Source organism: Streptomyces sp. NRRL S-37, from assembly GCF_000721605.1.
GTDB lineage: Bacteria > Actinomycetota > Actinomycetes > Streptomycetales > Streptomycetaceae > Streptomyces.
The window spans coordinates 315,137-340,416 of the sequence record NZ_JOIZ01000019.1; the positions used below are offsets into that span (position 1 = coordinate 315,137).

Here is a 25,280-nt window from a genome sequence, read left to right on the forward strand (position 1 = left end):
TGTCGGTGCGGTGCCTTAGGGTTTCAGCGTGGAGCCCGACCTGTTCACCGCCGCAGCAGAAGAACGCCAGGAGAAGGACCCGACCGGCAGCCCCCTGGCGGTCCGGATGCGCCCGCGTACCCTCGACGAGGTGGTGGGCCAGCAACACCTGCTGAAGCCGGGCTCCCCCCTGCGCAGACTGGTCGGTGAGGGCGCCTCGGGCCCCGCGGGCCCCTCCTCGGTGATCCTCTGGGGCCCGCCCGGCACCGGCAAGACGACCCTGGCCTACGTCGTCTCCAAGGCCACCAACAAGCGCTTCGTCGAGCTGTCGGCGATCACCGCGGGCGTCAAGGAGGTCCGCGCGGTCATCGACGGCGCCCGCCGCGCCTCCGGCGGGTACGGCCAGGAGACCGTCCTCTTCCTCGACGAGATCCACCGCTTCAGCAAGGCCCAGCAGGACTCCCTGCTCCCGGCCGTGGAGAACCGCTGGGTCACCCTGATCGCCGCGACCACCGAGAACCCCTACTTCTCGGTCATCTCCCCGCTGCTCTCCCGCTCCCTCCTCCTCACCCTCGAACCGCTCACCGACGACGACATCCGGGACCTGCTGAAGCGCGCCCTCACCGACGAGCGGGGCCTGAAGGGCGCCGTCACCCTCCCCGAGGACACCGAGAACCACCTCCTGCGCATCGCCGGCGGCGACGCCCGCCGCGCGCTGACCGCCCTGGAGGCCGCCGCGGGGGCCGCGCTCGACAAGGGCGAGCCGGAGATAACCCTGGCCACGCTGGAGGAGACGGTCGACCGGGCCGCGGTGAAGTACGACCGCGACGGCGACCAGCACTACGACGTCGCCAGCGCCCTGATCAAGTCCATCCGCGGTTCCGACGTGGACGCCGCCCTGCACTACCTGGCCCGCATGATCGAGGCCGGCGAGGACCCCCGCTTCATCGCCCGCCGCCTGATGATCTCCGCCAGCGAGGACATCGGCCTCGCCGACCCGAACGCGCTGCCGATCGCCGTCGCCGCCGCCCAGGCCGTCGCCATGATCGGCTTCCCCGAGGCCGCCCTCACCCTCAGCCACGCCACCATCGCCCTCGCCCTCGCCCCCAAGTCCAACGCCGCCACCACCGCGATCGGCGCCGCCCTGGACGACGTACGCAAGGGGCTGGCCGGACCCGTGCCGTCCCACCTCCGGGACAGCCACTACAAGGGCGCGACGAAGCTCGGGCACGGCAAGGGCTACACCTACCCGCACGACCTGCCCGAGGGCATCGCCGCACAGCAGTACGCGCCGGACGCCCTGAAGGACCGCACGTACTACGAGCCCACCCGGCACGGCGCGGAGGCGCGGTACGCGGACGCGGTGGAGTGGACCAGGAAGCACCTCGGTCGGAAGCGGTCCTGACCACCCTGTAGAATCTGCCGGAGTGCTGAGTCCCGTGTCCGGCTCCGGTCGGCGCCTCAGGCGGGACACCCAGCCGGATCTTCGATCCAGGAGCGTCGCGCACCGTCGTAGGTGTCGCGGGCAGCCCACCACCCCCGTCAGTCCCGGGACCGGTCGGTGGGCCGTTCGTGTGCTGCACGTATGTGCCCAGTCCAGGGGAGCGGCTGCCCACCAGGCCCCTCGCGGGCCCGATGGGAATTCCCCGGCTGCGGATGCGACCTCCCGTAACCCTGAGGCAGCCGAAAAGGAAAAGGAAGAGAAGTGGCGAACCAGTCCCGCCCCAAGGTCAAGAAGTCGCGTGCCCTCGGCATCGCGCTGACCCCGAAGGCCGTCAAGTACTTCGAGGCCCGTCCCTACCCGCCGGGTGAGCACGGCCGCGGCCGCAAGCAGAACTCGGACTACAAGGTCCGTCTGCTGGAGAAGCAGCGTCTGCGCGCGCAGTACGACATCTCCGAGCGTCAGCTCGTCCGCGCCTACGAGCGTGCCTCCAAGGTGCAGGGCAAGACCGGTGAGGCCCTGATCATCGAGCTCGAGCGCCGTCTCGACGCGCTGGTCCTGCGTTCGGGCATCGCCCGCACGATCTACCAGGCCCGCCAGATGGTCGTCCACGGCCACATCCAGGTCAACGGCAAGAAGGTCGACAAGCCCTCCTTCCGTGTCCGCCCGGACGACGTGGTGCAGGTCCGCGACCGTTCCAAGGAGAAGACCCTCTTCACGATCGCCCGTGAAGGCGGCTTCGCCCCCGATGGTGAGACCCCGCGCTACCTCCAGGTGAACCTCAAGTCCCTGGCGTTCCGCCTGGACCGTGAGCCGAACCGCAAGGAGATCCCGGTGATCTGCGACGAGCAGCTCGTCGTCGAGTACTACGCCCGCTGACCCCAGCAGGCGCGCGGTATCCCGAACCCGCCGTCTCCCCGCCCCTTCGGGCGGGCGAGGCGGCGGGTTCGTCGTCGCCTCCCGCGACTCCGGCGGTGGCGGACGGTAATCCGGTACGGAGTCCCGTCACCGGCGCGATAGGCTCGACCCACGACTTTCTCGATGTTCAGGCGCGTTTCAAGGGAGCGGGTGCACACAGTGTCCGGTGGCGAGGTGGCCGGAATCCTGGTGGCCGTGTTCTGGGCGATCCTGGTCTCCTTCCTCGCCGTCGCGCTGGCGAGGCTGGCCCAGACGCTCCGGGCGACCACCAGGCTGGTGGCGGACGTGACCGACCAGGCCGTCCCCCTGCTGGCGGACGCCTCGGCGGCGGTGCGTTCCGCGCAGACCCAGCTCGAACGGGTCGACGCGATCGCCTCCGACGTCCAGGAGGTCACCTCCAACGCCTCCGCGTTGTCGACCACCGTGGCCTCCACCTTCGGCGGCCCCCTGGTCAAGGTCGCCGCCTTCGGCTACGGAGTGCGCCGCGCCGTCAGCGGCCGCAAGGACGAGACCCCGGCCAGGGAGCCGAGGCGCGACGTGATCGTGGGCCGCACCGTCCCGGGCGCGCGGCGTGACAAGCGGACCCGGGGAAAGAGGGACTGACCCAGCGATGTTCCGCCGAACGTTCTGGTTCACCACCGGCGTCGCCGCCGGCGTGTGGGCCACCACCAAGGTCAACCGCAAGATCAAGCAGTTGACGCCCGAGCACCTCGCCGTCAGCGCGGCGAACAAGGCGATCGAGGCCGGCGGCCGGCTCAAGGACCGCGCGGTCGACTTCGCGCTCGAGGTCCGCGACAACATGGCCCGGCGCGAGGCCGAACTGGGCGACGCGCTCGGCCTGGCCGCCCCCGTCGACCGCGAACTCCCCGCCCCCCGCGGCTACGCCGTCATCGAGAACCGCACCACCCCCAAGTACGTCGAGGGCCCGACGCACCCGACGTATCCGACGTACCCGTACAACCGGAATGAGGACCACTGATGGAGTCGGCCGAGATCCGCCGCCGCTGGCTGAGCTTCTTCGAGGAGCGCGGGCACACCGTCGTCCCGTCGGCGTCGCTCATCGCGGACGACCCGACTCTGCTGCTCGTCCCGGCCGGCATGGTGCCCTTCAAGCCCTACTTCCTCGGCGAGGTCAAGCCGCCCTTCGACCGCGCCACCAGCGTGCAGAAGTGCGTGCGCACCCCCGACATCGAAGAGGTCGGCAAGACCACCCGCCACGGCACGTTCTTCCAGATGTGCGGCAACTTCTCCTTCGGTGACTACTTCAAGGAAGGCGCCATCAAGTACGCCTGGGAGCTGCTCACCAGCTCCCAGGACGAGGGCGGTTACGGCCTCGACCCCGAGCGCCTGTGGATCACCGTCTACCAGGACGACGACGAGGCCGAGCGGATCTGGCACGACGTCGTGGGTGTCCCGTCCGAGCGCATCCAGCGCCTGGGCAAGAAGGACAACTACTGGGACATGGGCGTCCCTGGCCCCTGCGGCCCCTGCTCCGAGATCAACTACGACCGCGGCCCCGAGTTCGGTGCCGAGGGCGGCCCCGCCGTCAACGACGAGCGGTACGTGGAGATCTGGAACCTCGTCTTCATGCAGTACGAGCGGGGCGAGGGCCCGGGCAAGGACTACCCGATCCTCGGTGACCTGCCGAGCCAGAACATCGACACGGGCCTCGGCCTGGAGCGGCTCGCCATGATTCTGCAGGGCGTGCAGAACATGTACGAGATCGACACCTCCATGGCCGTCATCAACAAGGCCACCGAGCTGACCGGCGTGGCCTACGGCGACGCCCACGCCTCCGACGTCTCGCTCCGCGTGGTCACCGACCACATGCGCACCTCCGTGATGCTCATCGGCGACGGTGTCACCCCCGGCAACGAGGGCCGCGGCTACGTGCTGCGCCGCATCATGCGCCGCGCCATCCGCAACATGCGCCTGCTCGGCGCCACCGGTCCGGTCGTCAAGGACCTCGTCGACGTCGTGATCGGGATGATGGGGCAGCAGTACCCCGAGCTCATCACCGACCGCGAGCGGATCGAGAAGGTCGCCCTCGCCGAGGAGAACGCCTTCCTCAAGACACTGAAGGCCGGCACCAACATCCTCGACACCGCCGTCAGCGACACCAAGGCCGCCGGCGGCACGGTCCTCGCCGGCGACAAGGCCTTCCTGCTCCACGACACCTGGGGCTTCCCGATCGACCTCACCCTGGAGATGGCCGCCGAGCAGGGGCTCTCCGTGGACGAGGAGGGATTCCGGCGCCTGATGAAGGAGCAGCGGGAGCGCGCCAAGGCCGACGCCCAGGCCAAGAAGACCGGCCACGCCGACATGGGCGCCTACCGCGAGATCGCCGACCGCGCCGGTGCCACCGACTTCATCGGCTACACCGACACCGAGGGCGAGTCCACGGTCGTCGGCATCCTCGTCGACGGCGTCTCCTCGCCGGCCGCCACCGAGGGCGACGAGGTCGAGATCGTCCTCGACCGCACCCCGTTCTACGCCGAGGGCGGCGGCCAGATCGGCGACACCGGCCGCATCAAGGTCGACACCGGTGCCGTCGTCGAGATCCGCGACTGCCAGAAGCCGGTCCCGGGCGTCTACGTCCACAAGGGCGTCGTCCAGGTCGGCGAGGTCACCGTCGGCGCCAAGGCCCACGCCTCCATCGACGGCCGCCGCCGCACGGCCATCGCCCGCGCCCACTCGGCCACCCACCTCACCCACCAGGCCCTGCGCGACGCCCTCGGCCCGACGGCCGCGCAGGCCGGCTCCGAGAACCAGCCCGGCCGCTTCCGCTTCGACTTCGGCTCCCCGTCCGCCGTACCGACGGCCGTGATGACCGACGTCGAGCAGAAGATCAACGAGGTGCTCGCCCGCGACCTCGACGTCCGCGCCGACGTCATGGGCATCGACGAGGCCAAGAAGCAGGGCGCCATCGCCGAGTTCGGCGAGAAGTACGGCGAGCGCGTGCGCGTGGTCACCATCGGCGACTTCTCCAAGGAGCTGTGCGGCGGCACCCACGTGCACAACACCTCCCAGCTCGGCCTGGTCAAGCTGCTCGGCGAGTCGTCCATCGGCTCGGGTGTGCGCCGTATCGAGGCCCTGGTCGGCGTGGACGCCTACAACTTCCTCGCCCGGGAGCACACGGTCGTCGCCCAGCTCCAGGAGCTGATCAAGGGCCGCCCGGAGGAGCTTCCGGAGAAGGTCTCCGCCATGCTCGGCAAGCTGAAGGACGCCGAGAAGGAGATCGAGAAGTTCCGCGCCGAGAAGGTCCTCCAGGCCGCCGCCGGTCTCGCCGAGTCCGCCAAGGACGTCCGTGGCGTCGCCCTGGTCACCGGCCAGGTCCCCGACGGCACCACGCCGGACGACCTGCGCAAGCTGGTCCTCGACGTGCGGGGCCGCATCCAGGGCGGCCGGGCCGCCGTCGTCGCCCTGTTCACCGTGAACAACGGCAAGCCGCTGACGGTCATCGCCACCAACGAGGCCGCCCGCGAGCGCGGCCTCAAGGCCGGTGACCTGGTCCGCACCGCCGCCAAGACCCTCGGCGGCGGCGGTGGCGGCAAGCCGGACGTCGCCCAGGGCGGCGGCCAGAACCCGGCCGCCGTCGGCGAGGCCGTCGACGCCGTCGAGCGGCTCGTGGCGGACACCGCCAAGTGAACGACCCGGTGAACGAGCAGACGGACGGCCCGGCGATGCGCCGGGGCCGCCGTCTCGCGATCGACGTCGGGGACGCCCGTATCGGGGTCGCCTCGTGCGACCCCGACGGGATCCTCGCCACGCCGGTCGAGACCGTCCCCGGCCGGGACGTCCCCGCCGCCCACCGCAGGCTGCGGCAGCTCGTCGAGGAGTACGAGCCGATCGAGGTCGTCGTCGGTCTCCCCCGCTCCCTCAAGGGGGGCGAGGGCCCGGCCGCGGCCAAGGTCAGGGGGTTCGCGCAGGAGCTGGCCCGTATGATCATTCCCGTTCCGGTACGACTCGTCGACGAACGCATGACGACGGTGACGGCGAGTCAGGGACTGCGCGCCTCGGGCGTGAAGTCCAGGAAGGGACGTTCCGTCATCGACCAGGCGGCCGCTGTGATCATCCTTCAGCAGGCGCTTGAATCCGAACGGGTGTCAGGCAGACCACCCGGTGAGGGCGTCGAAGTGGTCATCTGATCGCGATACGGTAACGTTCCGCGCCATGCGGACGGTGTTCGAACAGCCGCCGCACAGAGAGAGGCGGTACGGGAGCCGTGGTCTTCAGGTGGCCGGGCGACCACCGCCTCGCGGCTCTAGGGGATCGATGACTGAGTATGGCCGGGGCCAGGGCTCCGAACCGTGGCATCCGGACGACCCGTTGTACGGGGACGGCGGATGGGGCGGACAGCAGACCCAGCAGGGTCAGCAGTCCCCCTACGGCGGCCAGCCACAGCAGTATCCGCAGCAGCCGCAGGCGCAGCAGCAGTACGGCGACTGGGGCACCGGTGAGCAGCACGGGTACGGCGGGCAGCAGTACCCGCAGTACGACCAGCAGCAACAGCCGCAGTACGACCAGCAGCAGTACGATCCTCAGCAGCAGCCGCAGTACGACCAGCAGCAGTACGATCCTCAGCAGCAGCAACAGCCGCAGTACGACCAGAACGGCTGGCCCACGGGTTCCTACCCGCAGGACCCCTACGCGGCCGGCCCGGCGGACCCGTACGCGCAGCAGGCCGGGACGTACGGCGGGGGCGGGGAACAGCCCGATCACTACGGCACCCCCGACGCCTACCCGCCGCCCGAACCGCCCGGCCGCCGCCGTGCCGAACCCGAGCCGGAGACCGACTGGGACCCGGGCCCCGACCAGGGCGAACACGCCTTCTTCGCGGGCGGTGGCGACGACGACGCCCCCGGCGACAACGATGACGGCCCCGACGGCGAGCCGGACGACCGGAGCGGGCGCGGCGAGCGCCGGGGCCGGGGCGGCAAGGAGAAGAAGCGACGCAGTGGCCTGGCCTGTCTCGTCGTGGTCGTGGTCTTCGGCGGCGGCATCGCCGGTGTCGGATACTTCGGCTACCAGTTCTACCAGGATCGTTTCGGCAGCGCCCCGGACTTCGCGGGGGCCGGCAACGGCGAGCAGGTGACCGTCACGATCCCCAAGGGCGCCGGCGGATACGCCATCGGCCAGGAGCTCAAGAAGATGGGCGTGGTCAAGAGCGTCGACGCCTTCGTCGCGGCCCAGGCGGCCAACCCGGAGGGCAAGACCATCCAGGACGGCGTCTACACGCTGGAGAAGGAGATGTCGGCCGCGAGCGCGGTCGAACTGATGCTCAGCCCCAAGAGCCGCGACAACCTGATCATCGCCGAGGGCAAGCGCAACATCGCCATCTACGAGCTGATCGACAAGCGTCTCAAGGTGGACGAGGGCACCACGGCCAAGGTCGCCGAGACCAAGTGGAAGACCCTCGGCCTGCCCGACTGGGCCGTGAACCACGAGGACGTCAAGGACCCGCTCGAAGGCTTCCTCTATCCGTCCAGCTACGCCGTCGCCAAGGGGCAGAAGCCCGAGGACGTGCTGAAACAGATGGTGGCTCGTGCCACCGAGAAGTACGAGGAGCTGAACTTCGAGGGGAAGGCCGAGAGCCTCGGTCTCGAAGGGCCGTGGGAGCTGGTGACGGTCGCGAGCTTGGTCCAGGCGGAGGGCAAGACCCACGACGACTTCCGCAAGATGTCCGAGGTCATCTACAACCGGCTGAAGACCACCAACACCGAGACGAACCGGAAACTCCAGTTCGACTCGACCTTCAACTATCTCTTGGGCCAGAGCGAGATCGACATCTCCGAGTCGGAGATCAACAGCAACCCCGACCCGTACAACACGTACACCAACGCGGGCCTGCCGCCCGGCCCGATCGGCAACCCGGGCGAGGAGGCGCTGCAGGCCGCGCTGAACCCGACGAGCGACGGCTGGATGTACTTCGTCGCCACGGACGGCATGCACGAGACCGAGTTCGCCAAGACCATCGCCGAGCACGAGAAGCTCGTCGAGAAGTTCAACGCGTCGAGGAAGAACTGATGCCCGCCGCCCGCAGGGCCGCCGTACTCGGCTCCCCGATCGCCCACTCCCTCTCCCCGGTGCTGCACCGCGCCGCCTACGCCGAGCTGGGCCTGGAGGGCTGGACGTACGACCGCTTCGAAGTCGACGAGAAGTCCCTGCCCGGCTTCTTCGACACGCTCGGCACCGAGTGGGCGGGGCTGTCGCTGACCATGCCGCTGAAGCGGGCGGTGATCCCGCTGCTCGACTCGGTCAGCGAGACCGCGGCCTCGGTCGAGGCGGTCAACACGGTCGTCCTCACGCCGGACGGCCGCCGGACCGGCGACAACACCGACATCCCCGGAATGATCGCCGCCCTGCGCGAGCACGGCATCGACAAGGTGGAGTCCGCCGCCGTCATCGGCGCGGGCGCCACCGCCTCCTCCGCCCTTGCCGCGCTGGCCCGGATCTGCTCGGGCGAGGTCACCGTGTACGTCCGCAGCGAGACCCGCGCGACGGAGATGCGGCAGTGGGCCGAGCGGCTCGGCGTCACGGTCCGCATCGCCGCCTGGGACGACGCGGAGCAGGCCCTGCACGCCCCGCTGGTCGTCAGCACCACTCCGGCCGGCGTCACGGACACCCTCGCCGAGGCCGTCCCGGAACGCCCCACGGCCCTCTTCGACGTGCTCTACGACCCGTGGCCGACCGTCCTCGCCGCTCGCTGGTCGGCGTACGGGGGTGCCGTGGTCAGCGGGCTGGACCTGCTGGTGCACCAGGCGGTGCTCCAGGTGGAGCAGATGACGGGGCGCTCACCGGCCCCGCTGGAGGCCATGCGAAAAGCGGGCGAGCGGGCGCTCGCGGCCCGCTAGGATCCACCCTCGGTTCCGCAGGGGGCGGAGCACAGGGGAGGGGAACGCGTTCCATGTCCGCAGGTATGCCGCTGGCGTCGGTGAAGTCCCAGATATTCGAGTCCGTGCTGGGTTTCCTGCCCGACTGGGTGCAGATCACGGTGCTGGCCCTGATCGTGCTCGCCGTCGTCGCGTCCTGGGTCGTCAAGATCAAGCGCAAGATCGCGTACCGCCGTGCCGTCCGCGACGGCCGGCCGATCCACGCGGCGGCCCAGTACGGCCAGGGCAGCGGCGCGGACCACCTGGGCCAGTACGCGCCGCAGCAGAACCGGCCCGCGCCGCAGGCCGTCCAGCAGCCGAGCGGCGCCGACTATCTCGGCCCGTACGCGCCGCGGCAGCAGGGCGGCGACGCCGGCCACCAGGGTGCCCGTGCTCCGCAGCCGAGCGGGGCCGACTTCCTCGGCGCCTACGCGCCCCAGCCCCGTCGGGGTGACGGCCAGGCCTGATCCCTCCGCCGCCCGGCCCGTGCTCCCGCCCGTCCGCCTGATGGACCGGCGGCCGGACACCCGGCCCGGACGTGGGAGGATCGGAGGTGGCGGACCGGGGCCGCGCACCCCGTCACGCCGCAGCCGTGCACGAGGACACGTGTACGCAGGGCAGTACCGGGGCGCGAGCATTGAGGAGCACCGTTGAGCAGGTTGCGCTGGCTGACCGCGGGGGAGTCGCACGGTCCCGCACTCGTGGCGACGCTGGAGGGCCTTCCCGCCGGCGTACCGGTCACCACGGACATGGTGGCGGACCACCTCGCGAGGCGGCGGCTGGGCTACGGTCGCGGCGCCCGGATGAAGTTCGAGCGCGACGAGGTCACCTTCCTCGGTGGCGTCCGGCACGGTCTGACCCTCGGTTCCCCGGTCGCGGTCATGGTGGGCAACACCGAGTGGCCGAAGTGGGAGCAGGTCATGGCGGCCGACCCGGTCGACCCGGAGGTGCTGGCCGGCCTGGCGCGCAACGCCCCGCTGACCCGCCCCCGCCCTGGCCACGCCGACCTGGCGGGCATGCAGAAGTACGGCTTCGACGAGGCCCGGCCGATCCTGGAGCGCGCCTCCGCCCGTGAGACGGCCGCCCGCGTGGCGCTGGGCGCGGTGGCCCGGTCGTACCTCAAGGAGACGGCCGGCATCGAGATCGTCAGCCATGTCGTGGAACTGGCCTCCGCCAAGGCCCCGCACGGCGTGTACCCCACCCCCGCGGACGTCGAGAGGCTGGACGCCGACCCCGTGCGCTGCCTGGACGCGGACGCGTCGAAGGCGATGGTCGCGGAGATCGACCAGGCCCACAAGGACGGCGACACCCTCGGCGGCGTGGTGGAGATCCTCGCCTACGGCGTCCCCGTGGGCCTGGGCTCGCACGTGCACTGGGACCGCAAGCTGGACGCCCGTCTCGCCGGCGCCCTCATGGGCATCCAGGCGATCAAGGGCGTCGAGATCGGCGACGGTTTCGAGCTCGCCCGGGTGCCGGGTTCGAAGGCGCACGACGAGATCGTGAACACCCCCGACGGCATCCGGCGCGTCTCCGGCCGCTCCGGCGGCACCGAGGGCGGCCTCACCACGGGCGAGCTGCTGCGGGTGCGGGCGGCGATGAAGCCGATCGCGACCGTGCCGCGCGCCCTGCAGACCGTGGACGTCACCACCGGGGAAGCCGCCCAGGCCCACCACCAGCGGTCAGACGTCTCCGCCGTGCCGGCCGCCGGCATCGTCGCCGAGGCGATGGTGGCCCTGGTCCTCGCGGACGCGGTCGCGGAGAAGTTCGGCGGCGACAGCGTCACCGAGACCCGCCGCAACGTGACGTCGTACCTCGAGAACCTGGCCATCCGATGAACTCACCGGTCATCGTGCTGGTCGGCCCGATGGGCGTGGGCAAGTCCACCGTGGGCGGGCTGCTCGCCGAGCGGCTGGGCGTCGCCTACCGCGACACCGACGACGACATCGTCACCGCCGAGGGCCGCACCATCGCCGACATCTTCGTCGACGAGGGCGAGCCCGCCTTCCGTGCCGTCGAGAAGCGCGCGGTGCGCACGGCGCTCACCGAGCACGACGGCGTCCTGGCGCTCGGCGGCGGCGCGATCCTCGACCCGGAGACGCGCGCCCTGCTCGCCGGACAGCGCGTCGTCTACCTCTCGATGGACGTGGAGGAGGCCGTCAAGCGCACCGGCCTCAACGTCGCCCGCCCACTCCTCGCGGTCAACCCGCGCAAGCAGTGGCGCGAGCTGATGGAGGCGCGGCGCCACCTGTACGAGGAGGTCGCCACGGCCGTCGTACCCACGGACGGCCGCACCCCCGAAGAGGTCGCGGAAGCCGCCCTGAACGCACTGGAGTTGAAGGAAGCATGAGCGAGGCAGTGACGCGGATCGCCATCGGCGGCACGGCGGGCACCGACCCCTACGAGGTCCTGGTGGGCCGTCAGCTCCTCGGTGAGCTGGGCGGACTGATCGGCTCGAAGGCCAAGCGCGTCGCGATCGTGCACCCCGAAGCCCTCGCCGAGACCGGCGACGCGCTCCGCGCGGACCTGGCCGAGCAGGGCTACGAGGCGGTCGCCATCCAGGTGCCCAACGCGGAGGAGGCCAAGACCGCCGAGGTCGCCGCCTACTGCTGGAAGGCGCTGGGCCAGTCCGGCTTCACCCGCACCGACGTCATCGTCGGCGTGGGTGGCGGCGCCACCACCGACCTGGCCGGCTTCGTCGCCGCGACCTGGCTGCGCGGAGTCCGCTGGATCGCGATCCCCACCACCGTGCTCGCCATGGTGGACGCGGCCGTGGGCGGCAAGACCGGCATCAACACCGCCGAGGGCAAGAACCTCGTCGGAGCCTTCCACCCGCCCGCCGGTGTCCTGTGCGACCTGGCCGCCCTGGACTCCCTCCCGGTCAACGACTACGTCTCCGGGCTCGCCGAGGTCATCAAGGCCGGCTTCATCGCCGACCCGGTGATCCTGGACCTCATCGAGTCCGACCCCCAGGCCGCCCGTACCCCGTCCGGCCCGCACACCGCGGAACTGATCGAGCGTTCGATCCGGGTCAAGGCCGAGGTCGTCTCGTCCGACCTCAAGGAATCAGGCCTCCGCGAGATCCTGAACTACGGCCACACCCTCGGCCACGCCATCGAGAAGAACGAGCGCTACAAGTGGCGCCACGGCGCGGCGGTCTCCGTCGGCATGCACTTCGCCGCCGAACTGGGCCGCCTCGCGGGCCGCCTGGACGACGCCACCGCGGACCGCCACCGCACGGTCCTCGAGTCGGTGGGGCTCCCCCTGCACTACCGCTACGACCAGTGGCCCAAGCTGCTGGAGAACATGAAGGTCGACAAGAAGTCCCGCGGCGACCTGCTGCGCTTCATCGTCCTCGACGGCCTTGCCAAGCCCACGGTGTTCGAAGGCCCGGACCCGGCCGTCCTCCTCGCCGCGTACGGCGAGGTCGGGGAGTAGCCCGGGCACTCATCCCCGCCCCCGGCCGTTCACACAACGACGGCAGGGGGCGGTACCGTTCGGTAGCACGCGGGTCACCCCCGCTGTCAGCGCCCCATCGCGCCCCACCCCGCCCCCCGCAGGTCCGCCCCCCGCGGGCCCGCGGCACGCCTCGATGCCCCCGCCGCCGGACACCACCGGCCATGTACCGCTGCCGCCCGGCGGCCCGGTCGCCATGCCCAGCCCGCCGCAGGCCCCCACGGCGCCCGACCCGGCCGGCACGATCATCGCCGTACTGCTCATAGGTCCCGCGGGCGCAGGCAAGACGAGCGTGGCCAAGTACTGGGCGGACCACCGCCGGGTGCCGACCGCCCACATCAGCCTCGACGACGTACGCGAGTGGGTCCGCTCCGGTTTCGCCGACCCGCAGTCCGGGTGGAACGACCACTCCGAGGCGCAGTACCGCCTGGCCCGCCGCACCTGCGGCTTCGCCGCCCGCAACTTCCTCGCCAACGGGATCTCGTGCATCCTCGACGACGCGGTCTTCCCCGACCGCCCGGTCGTCGGCCTCGGCGGCTGGAAGCGGCACGTGGGCCCCGGCCTGCTCCCCGTGGTCCTCCTCCCCGGCCTGGACATCGTCCTCGAGCGCAACGCGGAACGCTCCGGCAACCGCCGGCTCACCGACGAGGAAGTCGCCCGTATCCACGGCCGGATGGCCGGCTGGTACGGCTCGGGACTCCCCATCATCGACAACTCCCAGCTGGACATACCGGAAACGGCCCGCGTCCTGGACGACGTCCTGACCCGCGCGATAGCGAGCCCTCCGCAGTGGTGAACACGGAGTTCCTGTAGCCGCCCCCTTTGCCGCAGCAGCCGCCCTGAGGGCCAGAGGTACCGGACGCACGGCTGGACTGCCCGCAACCGGGCACGACTGCTCGCCAGTCGGTGGTGCCCGGGGGCGGGGTGTGGCGAGCCGCGCCCGCGGGGTGCCTCCCCCACTCCCGACTCCGCTTGAGCGGGGGGACACCCCCATCGCCCACCCGTGCCGCCCTGGGGGGTACCTCCCAGGCCCTTTCTGGCTCTGGGGAGGCACGACTGCCCGCGGCTGGGTATTGCTGTTGCCGGGTCGTGCCGCAGACGCCGACGGACCGGAGCGGGGTGTGGGGGTGCGGCGGAGCCCGCCGCTTACCTGGTCCCCGCCCGGTTCACTGTGGCGGCACCGGAGGGGCGCGACTGCGGCGGGCGAGCCGCACCCCCACACCCCCGACCCCACGACGCGACCGCACGCGCCCCCGCCGCACCCCCACTCGGCCCCGCCCGACCGGCGACATCCAGCCACCACTCCTACGCTCGAAGAATGTCAGAGGTCTACGCGGTCCGCCGTACCCGGCTACGGGAATGCTGCAACGCGGGCGGCAGCGCGGCGGCGCTGGTGTCCCGGCCCGCAAACGTGCGCTACCTCGCAGGCGCCGCCCCCGAAGGCGCCGTGCTGCTGCTGGGCAGGACCGAGGACCTACTGGTCTGCGCCGCCCCGCCCGACGACCGCTCCCCCCAGAGCCATCCCGACGAATCCCTGCGCGTCCACGTCGTCCCCGGCATCGGCGGCGACGCCGCCGTCGTCGCCGCCGGCCTCGCCGCCGGCCAGGACATCGACTCCCTCGCCGTCGAGGAACACCACCTCACCGTGACCCGCCACCGTGCGATCCGCGACGCCGCCCCCCGCCTCCGCCTCGCCGGCATCGGCTGCGCCGTCGAACAGCTCCGCGTCGTCAAGGACGAGGAAGAGATCTCCTGCCTCCGCATCGGCGCGGAGATCGCCGACCAGGCCCTCGGCGAACTCCTGGAGTCCATCCTCGTCGGCCGCACCGAACGCCACCTCGCCCTCGAACTCGAACGCCGCCTCGTCGACCACGGCGCCGACGGCCCCGCCTTCCCCACCTCCGTCGCCACCGGCCCGAACGCCGGCCGCCCCGGACACCGTCCCACCGACCGCCGCGTCGAGGAGGGCGACTTCCTCTCCGTCTGCCTCGGCGCCACCTACCGCGGCTACCGCTGCGAGATCGGCCGTACGTTCGTCATCGGCACGGCCCCCGCGGACTGGCAGATCGAGCTCTACGACCTCGTCTTCTCCGCCCAGAGGGCCGGACGCGAGTCCCTCGTTCCCGGCGCGGCCTGCCGCGACGTGGACCGGGCCGCCCGCCAGGTACTGGACTCCGCCGGGTACGCCGAGGCCCTCCCCGCGCTCACCGGCCACGGCGTCGGACTCGAAATCGACGAGGACCCTCAATTGACCCCCGCGGCCATGGGTAAACTGGACGCTTGTGTGCCGGTCACCGTCGAACCGGGGGTCCACCTCCCGGGCCGGGGCGGGGTCCGGATCGATGACACGCTCGTCGTGCGCCCCGAGGCGGACGGCGGACCCGAGCTACTCACCATCACGACCAAGGAGCTGCTCGCGCTCTAGCCCCACGCTGGGCGCGGGCGCAGGCCCCGGCCGTCGTCCACGTCAGTCCAGTCCAGGAGATTCCGCAACCGTGGCTTCCACGAACGACCTCAAGAACGGCATGGTGCTCAAGCTCGAAGGCGGCCAGCTCTGGTCCGTCGTCGAGTTCCAGCACGTCAAGCCCGGCAAGGGCCCGGCCTTCGTGCGCACCAAGCTCAAGAACGTGCTCTCCGGCAAGGTCGTCGACAAGACCTTCAACGCCGGCGTCAAGGTCGAAACGGCCACCGTCGACAAGCGCGACATGCAGTTCTCCTACATGGACGGCGACTACTTCGTCTTCATGGACATGGAGACCTACGACCAGCTCATGGTCGACCGCAAGGCCGTCGGCGACGCCGCCAACTTCCTCGTCGAGGGCTTCACCGCCACCGTCGCGCAGCACGAGGGCGAGGTGCTCTTCGTCGAGCTCCCGGCCGCCGTCGAGCTGACGATCCAGGAGACCGAGCCGGGCGTCCAGGGCGACCGCTCCACCGGCGGCACCAAGCCGGCCACGCTGGAGACCGGTCACCAGATCCAGGTCCCGCTCTTCATCACCACCGGTGAGAAGATCAAGGTCGACACCCGCACCAGCGACTACCTCGGCCGGGTGAACAGCTAACCGTGGCTGCCCGCAACACGGCCCGCAAACGCGCCTTCCAGATCATCTTCGAGGGTGACCAGCGCGGCGCCGAGGTCCTGACCGTCCTCGCCGACTGGGTCCGGCACGCCCGGTCCGACACCCGGCAGCCGCCAGTGAGCGAGTACACGATGCAGCTCGTCGAGGGCTACGCGGAGCACGCGCAGCGCATCGACGAGCTGATCTCCCAGTACTCGGTCGGCTGGACGATCGACCGGATGCCGGTCGTCGACCGCAGCATCCTGCGTCTCGGCGCGTACGAGCTGATCTGGGTCGACGAGACCCCGGACGCGGTCGTCCTCGACGAGATGGTGCAGCTGGCGAAAGAATTCTCGACGGACGAGTCGCCTTCCTTCGTGAACGGGCTTCTGGGCCGGCTCAAGGAGCTGAAGCCGTCGCTTCGCCGCGAGGCGTAGCCGGCGTTCTCGTGCCCATGCGCCGTAGGAGGCGCGGCGATGTCCGGCGGCTGCCGGCCGACCGTGGCTTGTCGCGCAGTTCCCCGCGCCCCTTGGGGTGCTGCCCTCACGGCGTACGACAGGACCCGCAAAAGGCCGCCGGGGTGGCCGGAACCCTCATGGTTCCGGCCACCCCGGCGGCACGTTTCTGCGTCCCCGCGGAGCGGTTACGCCTCCTCGTGGGAGGCCACCGCGCGGCGCGCGTCCGCGTCCAGGACGCCCCAGCTGATCAGCTGCTCGGTGAGGACCGAGGGCGACTGGTCGTAGATGACGGCGAGGGTGCGCAGGTCGTCCTGGCGGATCGAGAGCACCTTGCCGTTGTAGTCGCCGCGCTGCGACTGGATCGTCGCCGCGTAGCGCTGCAGCGGGCCCGCCTTCTCGGCCGGCACCGTGGCCAGCCGCTCCAGGTCCAGGACCAGCTTCGGCGGCGGCTCGGCGGCGCCGCCCGGGGTCGTACCCGGCAGCAGCTCCTGCACCGGGACGCCGTAGAAGTCCGCCAGCTCCGCGAGGCGCTGCACGGTCACGGCGCGGTCGCCGCGCTCGTACGAACCGACCACGACCGCCTTCCAGCGGCCCTGGGACTTCTCCTCGACACCGTGGAGGGAAAGGCCCTGCTGGGTGCGGATCGCCCGGAGCTTGGCCCCGAGCTGTTTGGCGTATTCGCTGGACATATAGCTCCCCGGCACTGTGTCGACGCGACTCTGGCTGGTTTCCATGCCGCGCGGCTGGTAACTCACTGTGAGGTTACGCAGCGTTACTCTCGTGCGTCAAGCCGAATGGTCCACACCGACTCTTCCGTGGTAGCGAAGATCGGCTACGCCATTGGGGTGATCGGGGGTGTCGCTCCGCGCGGATCCCGACCTGATAGCCTGAGCGACGCAATCCGACGTCCTTTAAAGTCCGTCCCGTGAGGCGGAGAAGGAGGTCCGTTTCACATGGACACGCAGAACACGCAGTCCGATGCGAGGCCCGTTCTCGAAGGCCCCGACATCGCGCGGGTACTGACCCGCATCGCCCACGAGATCGTCGAACGCGCCAAGGGCGCCGACGACGTGGTGCTCCTCGGCATCCCGACCCGAGGCGTCTTCCTCGCCCAGCGGCTCGCCGCCAAGCTCGAGCAGATCACCGAGCGCAAGGTCCCGGTCGGCTCGCTGGACATCACCATGTACCGCGACGACCTGCGCATGCACCCGCCGCGTGCGCTGGCCCGCACCGAGATCCCCGGTGACGGCATCGACGGCAAGCTGGTCGTCCTCGTCGACGACGTGCTCTTCTCCGGCCGCACCATCCGCGCCGCCCTCGACGCGCTGAACGACATCGGGCGCCCCCGCGCGGTGCAGCTCGCCGTCCTCGTCGACCGCGGCCACCGCGAACTGCCCATCCGCGCCGACTACGTCGGCAAGAACCTCCCCACGTCGCTGCGGGAGACGGTCAAGGTCCTGCTCGCCGAGGAGGACGGTCGCGACACCGTGCTGCTCGGCGCCAAGCGGACCGCCCAGTAGCACCGCGGAGCGCACGCCGACCGCGTGCGCCGGCCCGGCACGCCCACGCGCGTACCCGTCTGCCCGATTTCGCCTCATTGAACTGCCTTACGGAGCCTGACAGATGCAGCGCCATCTCATCTCGGCCGCCGACCTCACCCGCGACGACGCCGTCCTGATCCTCGACACCGCCGAGGAGATGGCCCGGGTCGCCGACCGGCCGATCAAGAAACTCCCGACCCTGCGCGGCCGGACCGTGGTCAACCTCTTCTTCGAGGACTCCACCCGCACCCGGATCTCCTTCGAGGCCGCCGAGAAGCGGCTCTCCGCGGACGTCATCAACTTCACCGCCAAGGGCTCCAGCGTCTCCAAGGGCGAGTCCCTGAAGGACACCGCCCAGACCCTGGAGGCCATGGGCGTCGACGCCGTGGTCATCCGGCACGGCGCCTCCGGGGCCCCGTACCGCCTCGCCACCTCCGGCTGGATCGACGCCGCCGTCATCAACGCGGGCGACGGCACCCACCAGCACCCCACCCAGGCCCTGCTGGACGCCTTCACCATGCGGCGCCGGCTGGTCGGCCGGGACGCCGGACTCGGTCAGGACCTCTCAGGACGGCGCATCACGATCGTCGGCGACGTCCTGCACAGCAGGGTCGCCCGCTCCAACGTCGACCTGCTGCACACGCTCGGCGCCGAGGTCACCCTCGTCGCCCCGCCGACCCTGCTCCCGGTCGGCGTCGACACCTGGCCCTGCGAGGTGTCGTACGACCTCGACTCGACGCTGACCAAGTCCGACGCGGTGATGATGCTGCGCGTCCAGCGCGAGCGGATGAACGCCGCGTTCTTCCCCACCGAGCGGGAGTACTCGCGCCGCTACGGCCTCGACGGCGACCGCATGGCGCGGATGCCCGAGCACGCCATCGTGATGCACCCCGGCCCGATGGTCCGCGGCATGGAGATCACCGCCGACGTCGCCGACTCCGACCGCTGCACCGTGATCGAGCAGGTCACCAACGGCGTGTCCATCCGGATGGCCGTCCTCTACCTGCTGCTGGGCGGCAACGAACCCGCCGTCGCCCCCGCCCGTACCACCACCGAGGAGAAGTAAGAACGATGAGCAAGATCCTGATCCGCGGTGCGAAGGTGCTCGGCGGCGAGCCGCAGGACGTCCTGATCGACGGCGAGACGATCACACAGGTCGGCACCGGCCTGTCCGCCGACGGCGCCGAGGTCGTCGAGGCCGGCGGCAAGGTGCTCCTGCCGGGCCTGGTCGACCTGCACACCCACCTGCGCGAACCCGGCCGCGAGGACTCCGAGACCGTCCTGACCGGCACCCGCGCGGCGGCGAGCGGCGGCTACACCAGCGTCTTCGCCATGGCCAACACCTTCCCCGTCGCCGACACCGCCGGCGTCGTCGAGCAGGTCTGGCGGCTCGGCCAGGAGTCCGGCTACTGCGACGTGCAGCCCATCGGCGCCGTCACCGTCGGCCTGGAGGGACAGAAGCTCGCCGAGCTGGGCGCCATGCACGAGTCCGCGGCCGGCGTCACCGTCTTCTCCGACGACGGCAAGTGCGTCCACGACGCCGTGATCATGCGCCGCGCCCTGGAGTACGTGAAGGCCTTCGGCGGCGTCGTCGCCCAGCACGCGCAGGAGCCCCGCCTCACCGAGGGCGCCCAGATGAACGAGGGCGTCGTCTCCGCCGAGCTGGGACTCGGCGGCTGGCCGGCCGTCGCCGAGGAGTCGATCATCGCGCGGGACGTGCTGCTCGCCGAGCACGTCGGCTCCCGCGTCCACATCTGCCACCTGTCGACGGCGGGCAGCGTCGAGATCGTCCGCTGGGCCAAGTCCCGCGGCATCCGCGTCACCGCCGAGGTCACCCCGCACCACCTCCTCCTCACCGACGAGCTGGTCCGGTCGTACAACCCGGTCTACAAGGTCAACCCGCCGCTGCGCACCGAGCGCGACGTGACGGCGCTGCGCGAGGCGCTCGCCGACGGCACCATCGACATCGTCGCCACCGACCACGCCCCGCACCCGCACGAGGACAAGGACTGCGAGTGGGCCGCCGCCGCCATGGGCATGGTCGGCCTGGAGACCGCGCTGTCGGTGGTCCAGGAGACCATGGTCGACACGGGCCTGCTCGACTGGGCCGGCGTCGCCGACCGCATGTCCTTCACGCCCGCGCGCATCGGACGGGCCGAGGGCCACGGCCGTCCCGTCTCGGCAGGTGAGCCCGCCAACCTCACCCTCGTCGACACGGCATACCGTGGCCCTGTGGACCCCGCGGGCTTCGCCTCGCGCAGCCGCAACACCCCGTACGAGGGCCGCGAGCTGCCGGGCCGTGTCACGCACACCTGGCTCCGGGGCAAGGCCACGCTCGTCGACGGGAAGCTCACGTGACACCTGTACTCCTGCTGGCCGCCGGGAAGGAATCGGCGGAAGTGACCGACTGGGCCGCCCGGATCGGCTGGGTCGTCGGACTCGCCCTCTTCGTGGCGCTCGTCTACTGGCTGATGCGCGAGGGCTGGAAGTGGCGCGGCACGCTCCAGGGCGACCTGCCCGAGCTGCCCACCGTGCCGGACGACCCCGGCCCGGCGAGACTGACGATGAGCGGCCGCTACCACGGCTCCACCACCGCCGGTCAGTGGCTCGACCGCATCGTGGCGCACGGCCTGGGCACCCGCAGCAGGGCCGAGCTCACGCTGACGGACGCCGGACTGGACGTCGTACGCCCCGGGGCGAACGACTTCTTCGTCCCGGTCCACGCGCTGCGCGGAGCCCGGCTCGACAAGGGCATCGCCGGCAAGGTCCTCACCGAGGGCGGCCTGCTGATCGTGACCTGGGCGCACGGCGAGCGGCAGATCGACTCCGGCTTCCGCTCCGACCACGCGGCCGAGCACCACGCATGGGCCGAGGCCCTGAACCAGATGATCAACAAGACGGAAGGCGCACGATGACAACCTCCACCAGGGGAACCAGCAAGGTTCCCGCCGTACTCGTCCTGGAGGACGGCCGGATCTTCCGCGGCCGTGCCTACGGGGCGGTGGGGGAGACCTTCGGCGAAGCGGTGTTCTCCACCGGCATGACCGGCTACCAGGAGACCCTCACCGACCCGTCGTACCACCGCCAGGTCGTGGTGATGACCGCCCCGCACGTCGGCAACACCGGCGTCAACGACGAGGACGCCGAGTCGAAGCGGATCTGGGTCTCCGGCTACGTCGTGCGCGACCCCGCGCGCACACCCTCCAACTGGCGCTCCCGGCGCTCGCTGGACGAGGAGCTCGCCGCACAGGGCGTCGTCGGCATCAGCGGCATCGACACCCGCGCGCTCACCCGCCACCTGCGCGAGCGCGGCGCCATGCGCGTCGGCATCTTCAGCGGCGACGCCGTGCGCGACGACGCGGCGCTGCTGGCCCGCGTCCAGGAGGCGCCCCAGATGAAGGGCGCCGACCTGTCCTCCGAGGTCGCCACCACCGAGCCGTACGTCGTCCCCGCGATCGGCGACAAGAAGTTCACGGTCGCCGCCGTCGACCTCGGCATCAAGGGCATGACCCCGCAGCGCATGGCCGAGCGCGGCATCGAGGTGCACGTCCTGCCGGCCACCGCGACCGTGGACGACGTCTACGCCGTGAACCCGGACGGCGTGTTCTTCTCCAACGGCCCCGGCGACCCCGCCACCGCCGACCACCCGGTCGCCCTGATGCGGGCGGTCCTGGAGCGCGGCACCCCGCTCTTCGGCATCTGCTTCGGCAACCAGATCCTGGGCCGCGCCCTCGGCTTCGGCACCTACAAGCTGAAGTACGGCCACCGCGGCATCAACCAGCCGGTGCAGGACCGTACGACCGGCAAGGTCGAGGTCACCGCGCACAACCACGGCTTCGCCGTCGACGCTCCGCTGGACGAGGTCTCCGAGACCCCGTTCGGCCGCGCCGAGGTGTCCCACGTCTGCCTGAACGACAACGTGGTGGAGGGCCTCCGGCTGCTCGACCGCCCGGCCTTCAGCGTCCAGTACCACCCCGAAGCGGCAGCGGGCCCGCACGACGCCGCCTACCTGTTCGACCGCTTCACGTCTTTGATGAGCTCAGTCCCGATGGAGGGCCAGCGTGCCTAAGCGCACCGATATCCAGTCCGTCCTGGTCATCGGCTCCGGCCCGATCGTCATCGGCCAGGCCGCCGAGTTCGACTACTCCGGCACCCAGGCGTGCCGCGTGCTGAAGTCCGAGGGTCTGCGCGTGATCCTCGTCAACTCCAACCCGGCGACGATCATGACCGACCCGGAGATCGCCGACGCCACCTACGTCGAGCCGATCACCCCCGAGTTCGTCGAGAAGATCATCGCCAAGGAGCGGCCCGACGCGTTGCTGCCCACCCTGGGCGGCCAGACGGCCCTCAACACCGCCATCTCGCTGCACGACAACGGCGTCCTGGAGAAGTACGGCGTCGAGCTGATCGGCGCCAACGTCGAGGCCATCAACAAGGGCGAGGACCGCGACCTGTTCAAGGAGGTCGTCGAGGAGGTCCGCAAGAAGACCGGGCACGGCGAGTCCGCCCGCTCGGTCATCTGCCACTCCATGGACGACGTCCTCGCCGGGGTCGACACGCTCGGCGGCTACCCGGTCGTCGTGCGCCCCTCCTTCACCATGGGCGGCGCCGGCTCCGGCTTCGCCCACGACGAGGAGGAGCTGCGCCGCATCGCCGGGCAGGGCCTCACCCTCTCGCCGACCACCGAGGTGCTCCTGGAGGAGTCCATCCTCGGCTGGAAGGAGTACGAGCTGGAGCTGATGCGCGACAAGAACGACAACGTCGTGGTCGTCTGCTCCATCGAGAACTTCGACCCCATGGGCGTGCACACCGGCGACTCGATCACCGTCGCGCCCGCGATGACGCTCACCGACCGCGAGTACCAGACCCTGCGCGACGTCGGCATCGCGATCATCCGCGAGGTCGGCGTCGACACCGGCGGCTGCAACATCCAGTTCGCGGTGAACCCGGTCGACGGCCGCGTCATCGTCATCGAGATGAACCCGCGCGTGTCGCGTTCCTCGGCGCTGGCTTCCAAGGCGACCGGCTTCCCCATCGCCAAGATCGCCGCCAAGCTCGCCGTCGGCTACACCCTCGACGAGATCCCCAACGACATCACCCAGGAGACCCCGGCCTCCTTCGAGCCCACGCTCGACTACGTCGTCGTGAAGGCCCCCCGGTTCGCCTTCGAGAAGTTCCCGAGCGCCGACTCCACCCTCACCACCACCATGAAGTCGGTCGGCGAGGCCATGGCCATCGGCCGCAACTTCACCGAGGCCTTCCAGAAGGCGCTGCGCTCCCTGGAGAAGAAGGGCAGCCAGTTCACCTTCGTCGGCGAGCCCGGCGACAAGGACGAGCTGCTGCGCGAGGCGGTCCGCCCGACGGACGGCCGGATCAACGCGGTCATGGGAGCCATCCGCGCGGGCGCCACCCCCGAGGAGGTCTTCGACGCCACGAAGATCGACCCCTGGTTCGTCGACCAGCTCTTCCTCATCAAGGAGACCGCCGACGAGCTGGCCGCCGCCCCCGAGCTGACAAGTGCGCTGCTCGCCGAGGCCAAGCGGCACGGCTTCTCCGACCAGCAGATCGCCGAGATCCGCGGCCTGCGCGAGGACGTCGTCCGCGAGGTGCGGCACGCCCTCGGCATCCGCCCGGTCTACAAGACGGTCGACACCTGCGCCGCCGAGTTCGCCGCGCGGACGCCGTACTTCTACTCCTCCTACGACGAGGAGACCGAGGTCGCGCCCCGCGAGAAGCCCGCGGTGATCATCCTGGGCTCCGGCCCGAACCGCATCGGCCAGGGCATCGAGTTCGACTACTCCTGCGTCCACGCCTCCTTCGCGCTGAGCGACGCCGGGTACGAGACCGTGATGGTCAACTGCAACCCGGAGACCGTCTCCACCGACTACGACACCTCCGACCGGCTCTACTTCGAGCCGCTCACCCTGGAGGACGTCCTGGAGATCGTCCACGCCGAGCGGCAGGCCGGACCGGTAGCGGGCATGATCGTCCAGCTCGGCGGCCAGACCCCGCTCGGCCTGGCGCAGGCGCTGAAGGACAACGGCGTGCCGATCGTCGGCACCTCCCCGGAGGCCATCCACGCCGCCGAGGACCGCGGCGCCTTCGGCCGGGTCCTCAAGGAGGCCGGACTGCCGGCCCCCAAGCACGGCACCGCCACCACCTTCGCCGAGGCCAAGGCCATCGCCGACGAGATCGGCTACCCGGTCCTCGTCCGCCCGTCCTACGTGCTCGGCGGACGCGGCATGGAGATCGTCTACGACGAGACCCGGCTGGAGTCCTACATCGCCGAGTCGACCGAGATCAGCCCCTCCCGGCCGGTGCTCGTCGACCGCTTCCTCGACGACGCCATAGAGATCGACGTGGACGCCCTGTACGACGGCGAGGAGCTGTACCTCGGCGGTGTCATGGAGCACATCGAGGAAGCCGGCATCCACTCCGGCGACTCGGCGTGCGCCCTGCCCCCGATCACGCTCGGCGGCTTCGACATCAAGCGGCTGCGCGCCTCCACGGAGGCCATCGCGCGCGGTGTCGGCGTGCGCGGTCTGATCAACATCCAGTTCGCGCTGGCCGGGGACATCCTGTACGTCCTGGAGGCCAACCCGCGTGCCTCGCGCACCGTGCCCTTCACCTCGAAGGCGACCGCGGTGCCGCTGGCGAAGGCCGCCGCGCGGATCTCGCTGGGCGCCACCGTCGCCGAGCTGCGCGCCGAGGGGCTGCTCCCGGCGAACGGCGACGGCGGCGAGCTGCCGCTGGACGCGCCGATCTCCGTCAAGGAGGCCGTGATGCCGTGGTCCCGCTTCCGCGACATCCACGGCCGAGGCGTCGACACCGTCCTCGGCCCGGAGATGCGCTCCACCGGCGAGGTCATGGGCATCGACTCCGTCTTCGGCACGGCGTACGCCAAGTCGCAGGCGGGCGCCTACGGACCGCTGCCGACCAAGGGACGCGCGTTCATCTCGGTCGCCAACCGCGACAAGCGCTCGATGATCTTCCCCGCGCGGGAGCTGGTCGCCCACGGCTTCGAGCTGATGGCCACCTCCGGCACCGCCGAGGTCCTCCGGCGCAACGGCATCAACGCCACGGTCGTGCGCAAGCAGTCCGAGGGCCCCGGCCCGAACGGCGAGAAGACCGTCGTCCAGCTCATCCACGACGGCGAGGTCGACCTCATCGTCAACACCCCGTACGGCACCGGTGGCCGCCTCGACGGCTACGACATCCGTACGGCGGCGGTGGCCCGGTCCGTGCCCTGCCTGACGACGGTCCAGGCGCTCGCCGCCGCCGTCCAGGGCATCGACGCGCTCAACCGCGGCGACGTGGGCGTCCGCTCGCTCCAGGAACACGCGGAACACCTGACCGCGGCCCGCGACTGACGCTGCTGAGAATCAGGGGGACACCGGATAGCGGATACACGGTGTCCCCCTCTTCTTGACCTCTTCCGCTCCGTCAGGACGGAATCCTGCGGTCGCCCACAGGGCTTTCTGCTTCGACGCCGACCGCCGTCCCGGTTAAGGCGAGGGACAGGGAGACTGCCCGACGGTCTTACACCAGCTCCACAGACA

At 70.9% G+C, this 25,280-nt stretch carries 23 protein-coding genes; 22 read left to right on the plus strand and 1 reads right to left on the minus strand.

Translation table 11 applies throughout. The features are described from left to right. The first annotated feature begins 28 nt into the window (after positions 1 to 28). From IH50_RS0127250 to nusB, 16 genes are all read left to right on the plus strand, one after another. Complete coding sequence (locus tag IH50_RS0127250; RefSeq protein WP_030867710.1) at positions 29 to 1,384, plus strand: replication-associated recombination protein A; 1,356 nt, start codon at positions 29 to 31, stop codon at positions 1,382 to 1,384. A gap of 300 nt (positions 1,385 to 1,684) precedes the next feature. Beyond that, positions 1,685 to 2,299, plus strand: a complete 615-nt coding sequence (rpsD, locus tag IH50_RS0127255) for a 30S ribosomal protein S4 (protein ID WP_030867712.1) — start codon at positions 1,685 to 1,687, stop codon at positions 2,297 to 2,299. Positions 2,300 to 2,488: 189 nt separating this feature from the next. Further along, entirely contained in the window at positions 2,489 to 2,941 is a 453-nt protein-coding gene (locus tag IH50_RS0127260; RefSeq protein ID WP_107062153.1) for a DUF948 domain-containing protein, read from the plus strand. 7 nt (positions 2,942 to 2,948) lie between these two features. Next, on the plus strand, positions 2,949 to 3,317 hold the full coding sequence (locus IH50_RS0127265; protein WP_030867716.1) for a hypothetical protein: 369 nt from the start codon (positions 2,949 to 2,951) through the stop codon (positions 3,315 to 3,317). Then, entirely contained in the window at positions 3,317 to 5,986 is a 2,670-nt protein-coding gene (gene alaS, locus IH50_RS0127270; protein ID WP_030867718.1) for an alanine--tRNA ligase, read from the plus strand. The genes IH50_RS0127265 and alaS overlap by 1 nt, the downstream gene beginning before the upstream one ends. Positions 5,987 to 6,021: 35 nt before the next feature. Further along, positions 6,022 to 6,486 carry a Holliday junction resolvase RuvX gene (gene ruvX, locus IH50_RS0127275; protein ID WP_051767467.1) on the plus strand — a complete coding sequence of 155 codons (465 nt, stop codon included), beginning with the start codon at positions 6,022 to 6,024 and terminating at the stop codon, positions 6,484 to 6,486. Positions 6,487 to 6,613: 127 nt separating this feature from the next. Then, a complete protein-coding gene (mltG, locus tag IH50_RS0127280) occupies positions 6,614 to 8,365 on the plus strand; it encodes an endolytic transglycosylase MltG (RefSeq protein WP_037872946.1) in 1,752 nt (583 codons plus the stop codon). Beyond that, complete coding sequence (locus IH50_RS0127285; RefSeq protein WP_030867727.1) at positions 8,365 to 9,192, plus strand: shikimate dehydrogenase; 828 nt, start codon at positions 8,365 to 8,367, stop codon at positions 9,190 to 9,192. The genes mltG and IH50_RS0127285 overlap by 1 nt, the downstream gene beginning before the upstream one ends. Before the next feature lie 53 nt (positions 9,193 to 9,245). Beyond that, positions 9,246 to 9,677 carry a hypothetical protein gene (locus tag IH50_RS0127290; protein WP_030867730.1) on the plus strand — a complete coding sequence of 144 codons (432 nt, stop codon included), beginning with the start codon at positions 9,246 to 9,248 and terminating at the stop codon, positions 9,675 to 9,677. Positions 9,678 to 9,860: 183 nt separating this feature from the next. Beyond that, entirely contained in the window at positions 9,861 to 11,045 is a 1,185-nt protein-coding gene (aroC, locus tag IH50_RS0127295; RefSeq protein WP_030867733.1) for a chorismate synthase, read from the plus strand. Then, positions 11,042 to 11,557, plus strand: a complete 516-nt coding sequence (locus IH50_RS0127300; protein WP_030867735.1) for a shikimate kinase — start codon at positions 11,042 to 11,044, stop codon at positions 11,555 to 11,557. Before aroC ends, IH50_RS0127300 begins: the two co-directional genes overlap by 4 nt. Continuing rightward, the gene (aroB, locus tag IH50_RS0127305; protein ID WP_030867738.1) at positions 11,554 to 12,645 is read left to right on the plus strand and encodes a 3-dehydroquinate synthase; all 1,092 of its coding nucleotides are present in this window, start codon (positions 11,554 to 11,556) and stop codon (positions 12,643 to 12,645) included. The genes IH50_RS0127300 and aroB overlap by 4 nt, the downstream gene beginning before the upstream one ends. Beyond that, the gene (locus IH50_RS0127310) at positions 12,572 to 13,459 is read left to right on the plus strand and encodes an AAA family ATPase (protein ID WP_420709123.1); all 888 of its coding nucleotides are present in this window, start codon (positions 12,572 to 12,574) and stop codon (positions 13,457 to 13,459) included. Before aroB ends, IH50_RS0127310 begins: the two co-directional genes overlap by 74 nt. 522 nt (positions 13,460 to 13,981) lie before the next feature. After that, the gene (locus IH50_RS0127315) at positions 13,982 to 15,088 is read left to right on the plus strand and encodes an aminopeptidase P family protein (protein ID WP_030867743.1); all 1,107 of its coding nucleotides are present in this window, start codon (positions 13,982 to 13,984) and stop codon (positions 15,086 to 15,088) included. A 70-nt stretch (positions 15,089 to 15,158) separates the two neighbouring features. Beyond that, positions 15,159 to 15,725 carry an elongation factor P gene (efp, locus tag IH50_RS0127320; RefSeq protein WP_006131211.1) on the plus strand — a complete coding sequence of 189 codons (567 nt, stop codon included), beginning with the start codon at positions 15,159 to 15,161 and terminating at the stop codon, positions 15,723 to 15,725. A 2-nt stretch (positions 15,726 to 15,727) separates the two neighbouring features. Beyond that, the gene (nusB, locus tag IH50_RS0127325) at positions 15,728 to 16,159 is read left to right on the plus strand and encodes a transcription antitermination factor NusB (protein WP_030867746.1); all 432 of its coding nucleotides are present in this window, start codon (positions 15,728 to 15,730) and stop codon (positions 16,157 to 16,159) included. A gap of 206 nt (positions 16,160 to 16,365) precedes the next feature. Here nusB and bldD read toward each other — a convergent pair whose 3' ends face one another. Next, positions 16,366 to 16,869: a transcriptional regulator BldD gene (gene bldD / locus IH50_RS0127330; RefSeq protein ID WP_018570201.1), complete on the minus strand. Its 504-nt coding sequence runs from the start codon at positions 16,867 to 16,869 to the stop codon at positions 16,366 to 16,368. A 264-nt stretch (positions 16,870 to 17,133) separates the two neighbouring features. On the opposite strand from bldD, the gene pyrR reads away from it, so the two are divergent. The 6 genes from pyrR to carB all read left to right on the plus strand — a co-directional run bounded on the left by pyrR (position 17,134) and on the right by carB (position 25,091). Next, a complete protein-coding gene (gene pyrR, locus IH50_RS0127335) occupies positions 17,134 to 17,700 on the plus strand; it encodes a bifunctional pyr operon transcriptional regulator/uracil phosphoribosyltransferase PyrR (protein ID WP_030867749.1) in 567 nt (188 codons plus the stop codon). A gap of 103 nt (positions 17,701 to 17,803) precedes the next feature. Then, positions 17,804 to 18,787, plus strand: coding sequence for an aspartate carbamoyltransferase catalytic subunit (locus IH50_RS0127340; protein ID WP_030867753.1), 984 nt, complete (start codon positions 17,804 to 17,806; stop codon positions 18,785 to 18,787). 5 nt (positions 18,788 to 18,792) lie between these two features. Beyond that, positions 18,793 to 20,079 carry a dihydroorotase gene (locus tag IH50_RS0127345; protein WP_030867757.1) on the plus strand — a complete coding sequence of 429 codons (1,287 nt, stop codon included), beginning with the start codon at positions 18,793 to 18,795 and terminating at the stop codon, positions 20,077 to 20,079. Beyond that, positions 20,076 to 20,636 carry a hypothetical protein gene (locus IH50_RS0127350; protein WP_030867759.1) on the plus strand — a complete coding sequence of 187 codons (561 nt, stop codon included), beginning with the start codon at positions 20,076 to 20,078 and terminating at the stop codon, positions 20,634 to 20,636. The genes IH50_RS0127345 and IH50_RS0127350 overlap by 4 nt, the downstream gene beginning before the upstream one ends. Beyond that, positions 20,633 to 21,790, plus strand: a complete 1,158-nt coding sequence (carA, locus tag IH50_RS0127355; protein ID WP_030867761.1) for a glutamine-hydrolyzing carbamoyl-phosphate synthase small subunit — start codon at positions 20,633 to 20,635, stop codon at positions 21,788 to 21,790. Before IH50_RS0127350 ends, carA begins: the two co-directional genes overlap by 4 nt. After that, on the plus strand, positions 21,783 to 25,091 hold the full coding sequence (carB, locus tag IH50_RS0127360) for a carbamoyl-phosphate synthase large subunit (protein ID WP_030867764.1): 3,309 nt from the start codon (positions 21,783 to 21,785) through the stop codon (positions 25,089 to 25,091). The genes carA and carB overlap by 8 nt, the downstream gene beginning before the upstream one ends. Positions 25,092 to 25,280: the final 189 nt, after the last annotated feature.